Origin of the sequence: Baaleninema sp. (assembly GCF_049974805.1) — a bacterium.
Classification (GTDB): Bacteria; Cyanobacteriota; Cyanobacteriia; order Cyanobacteriales; family Geitlerinemataceae; genus Baaleninema.
Map to the genome: position 1 here is coordinate 1 of NZ_JBNGCO010000203.1, position 3,855 is coordinate 3,855.

Genomic DNA, 3,855 nt, shown 5'->3' on the forward strand with positions numbered 1-3,855 from the left:
TCCCACGCCGCCAAAGCTTCCCACCAGTCCGATGTTTCCCAGGGTGGCGGACAGTCCCGCCCCGGCTGCTGCGCCGCTACTTCCAAAGATGAAGAAACTCGAGAGGCGTGGTTCAGTCATTTTTTGGGGTATTTTTAAAATAGAGTTCGCTCGGGTTGGCACGAGTCGCGTCGTGTTTTTTATTATATCGCAAGCCTCAATCAGTTCTGTAACAAAATCAAAAAGAAAGGAGTCCAAAACAGAGAATAGGATAATGAATAGGAGGGTGCATATCACTTTTGTAAAAATATGAGTTTGCGGTAGGTTGGGTGGAGCGATAGCGAAACCCAACAACCGCTCAATTTATTGTAGAGACTCCGATCTGATAAATTTACATTTTTGAGATGCACCCGAATAGGAAATCGAAAATCGGCTTTTTATGTCGTTCCAATTTTTGATGGATAAACTCGATATTTTTGGCTTCTATGACTTATTTTATTTGTATTTTTAGGATTATATTCTTTTAAGAAACCGAGTAAAAATTGGTTCCACCAATCCGATTTTCTATCCAGATTTCCGGCAGATACAAGATACCGGGAATCTTATACATAAATTGACTAAAATGGGATCTTGCCGCAAATCATTATAATATTGCTGTTATCGCCAGCCTAAATCATTCGTGGCAAATATTTCCAAAAAATAGATTCTGTCGATAAATAATTCAATTTCATGGCAAATTCAAAGGGATTGAGTCGAGCTTCAAAATATATTTTGTTTTGCTATAATCAATATATACCAAGTTTAATAGCTTGCTTTGTTGTATATTTGCAATGGTTTTTATGTCGCAAACAATCGCCAATAGATTCGTTCGGGTTTTCAATAAAAACATCCACCTTCAAGAAGCTGGAACTCCCGAAAAACCAGTAATTCTCTTTTTACACGGAGCGAGTTTCAGTTCTCAAACCTGGCGAGAATTGGGAAGTTTACTCTTTTTTGCCGAACGGGGCTATCGTTCGATCGCCGTCGATTTACCCGGCTACGGACTCTCGCAACGGCTGTTCGGTCGTCGCGACAATTTTCTAGAACAATTCCTCGAAGCCGCCAATATCAGCCATCCCGTTCTCGTCTCGCCGTCGATGAGCGGAAACTATAGCCTACCGTTTCTCGTCGAGCATCCCGACAAACTTCGGGGTTACATTCCCGTGGCGCCCGTGGGGATTTCTCAATTTAGAAAACGACTCGAAGGAATCGAAGTCCCGACGTTAGCCATTTGGGGAGACGACGATCGAATCCTGTCCGTATCGCAAGCGGAAATTTTCCTCGATCGAATGGCGAACGCGCAAAAAGTCGTTTTAAAAAAAGCCGGACATGCCTGTTACATGAAAGCCACCGAAGCGTTTCATCAAGCCATTTGGCAATTTTTAGAAGAATTGCCCGAATCGGGCGATCGCACCTGAGAATCAGAGCCATCGGCGACGCGATCGCAAGCCCAACAAGATAAACTGAACCAGCACCATGCGAGACCAGCGAAACTATGGAGACCGTCGTTTTAGGGCTAACCCTGCTTTCACTGCTGATTTGGATTATCTTACTCGCCTTTCGAGGACAGTTTTGGCGTGCGAACGTCCAGCTAACGCCAATTTCCCTACAACTCAATCAACTTCCCCGCGTCTGCGCGGTGATTCCCGCCCGCAACGAAGCCGACGTTCTCCCCCAAAGCCTACGATCGCTTTTCTTGCAAGATTACCCCAATCCCTTTCGCGTGATTCTCGTCGACGATCGCAGCACCGACGACACCGCCAAAGTCGCCCAAAACACCGCCAAAGACGCCAAAGCCGTCGCCAAAGAAATGGGTCGAACCGCCCCCAGTTTAGAGGTTCTCACCGCCGAACCCCTTCCCCCCGGTTGGACGGGGAAACTGTGGGCGATGGAACAAGGGGTGCGTCACGCCAAACGGGACGCCCCGGACTACTACCTGTTTACCGACGCCGACATCGAACACGATCGATCGAACCTGCGCCAACTCGTCCTCCACGCCGAACGAGAACGACTCGACCTCGTCTCCCTCATGGTACGTCTGCGCTGTCGCAGCTTCTGGGAACGCTGTTTGATTCCCCCGTTCGTGTATTTCTTCCAAAAACTCTATCCCTTCGAGTGGGCGAACGACATCAACAACAAAACCGCCGCTGCTGCTGGGGGATGTATCCTCATCCGCCGTCAAGCCCTCGAACGCATCGGCGGCTTAAACGCCATCAAACAGACCTTAATCGACGATTGCAGTCTCGCCCGCGCCGTCAAATGCGGCGAACCGGGAAAACGCCATCCCATCTGGGTAGGACTGACGGAGAAAACCCGCAGTTTGCGTCCCTATAACTCCCTGTGGAGTATTTGGAACATGGTGGCTCGCACCGCCTACACCCAATTAAACTATTCCCCCTTTTTGCTAATCTTCACGATTTTGGGGATGGGGTTAACCTATTGGGTGGCGCCAGTGGCGTTTGTTTGGGGAATTCTCGAGGGCGATCGATTCGTGGCCTTAATCGCCCTAGCCAACTGGTTATTAATGGCGTTTTCCCTGCTTCCGACGTTGCGGCTGTACCGCCAACCGCCCTTTTTGGGGATTTTTCTGCCGATTATCGCCGTTCTCTATACCTTCATGACGATCGATTCGGCGATTCGCCATTGGTTCGGGTTCGGAGGAAATTGGAAAGGGCGCGTGTACCCGCAAGCTTAGCCAAAGGCCGATCGCTCAATTGACCAAACCGGGAACGTAATAGCGAAGTTTCCGCAGTTTTTGAATTCCAGACTGTACCTTTCGCTTGAATTGCGTCGCCATCGACGGCGGTTTCAACTCTTTCGGGCGTTTTTCCGGTTCTTTGAGAAACCGATAGTGTAAGAAAATATCGCGATAGGGAATATCGACATCTTCACCTTGGCAGAGTCGCGCGAACGCCGACGAGGGTACGGTCATGTAGTGAAGTCGATGGATGGGCTTCATTCCCTGTTCGTTATAGAGAACGTTGTTGAGGTTGACAAATCGATCGGTCACCGCACAATTTCCCGTTCGATCTTGTGGGTTGTCGCTTTGGGTGTAGTTAAACAGGGGTCGATCGCGCCAGAGCGTCAAATAATTTGAAAACGCCGCATCGTCCCACCAGAGTTTCTCGTTAATCCAAGCAATTTCGTTTTCTTCAACCAGACGCCGTTCCATTTCTTCTACATCTTGCCAAGACAAAAGTCCCTGTTTGGATGCAAAAAAACTCGCACAGTGGAGGGATGGACGAAGTTCTTCTTCTGTATATTTGCCTGTCGATTCGAGATAGGGAAAATCAAAAGCTGCCACAGGCCTAGGTTTTCGGTGTTCCCAATCATCGAAAACAAAATCGTAGGTATCGAGGTTCTTGAAAATCTCGTCTACGGGTTTCATCGCGAGGGTATCGGCGTCGTAAAAGATGAATTTTTCAAAGACCCCTTGAAAGGCGGCATAGCGACGGTGATGGTGTCCCAAATACCAGGGCGATCGCGAACCGGGACGTTTGGCTCTCGGATGGGACAGCCAAACTCGCTTGGCGAAGTCGTCCCACCGTTGCAAGGCATCTTCGTCCTCAAACAGAAAGACGTTGGGGCGTTGTGCGATTTCGGCTTTCGTTCGTTCGAGGCGGTCGTCGTAGGGAAAAATACAGATGGGAATGTCGGGACTCACGTTCGCTTCAACGCTGTTGAGCCATGCAACTAATTGGTCGAAAACGACATCGTTGGCCAGCGTATAAATACCGGACGGTATCACGATTATAAGGGCGTAAAGGTCGGGTAATTTTTTTGGGGGGGTGAATCGAGTCGGTATGGGAATTGGCTTTTTGATATCTCGATATTGCT

At 48.8% G+C, this 3,855-nt stretch carries 3 protein-coding genes; 2 read left to right on the forward strand and 1 reads right to left on the reverse strand.

Annotated features, from left to right (window positions below; genetic code table 11):
* Window positions 1-818 precede the first annotated feature (818 nt).
* Window positions 819-1,436 (forward strand): alpha/beta fold hydrolase, encoded by a 618-nt coding sequence (locus ACP5D4_RS21180; protein WP_428013589.1) that lies wholly within the window; start codon window positions 819-821, stop codon window positions 1,434-1,436.
* Between the two features lie 77 nt (window positions 1,437-1,513).
* Window positions 1,514-2,713, forward strand: a complete 1,200-nt coding sequence (locus ACP5D4_RS21185; RefSeq protein WP_428013590.1) for a glycosyltransferase — start codon at window positions 1,514-1,516, stop codon at window positions 2,711-2,713.
* Between the two features lie 15 nt (window positions 2,714-2,728).
* Here ACP5D4_RS21185 and ACP5D4_RS21190 read toward each other — a convergent pair whose 3' ends face one another.
* Window positions 2,729-3,766 (reverse strand): Npun_R2821/Npun_R2822 family protein, encoded by a 1,038-nt coding sequence (locus ACP5D4_RS21190; protein ID WP_428013591.1) that lies wholly within the window; start codon window positions 3,764-3,766, stop codon window positions 2,729-2,731.
* Between the last annotated feature and the right edge of the window lie 89 nt (window positions 3,767-3,855).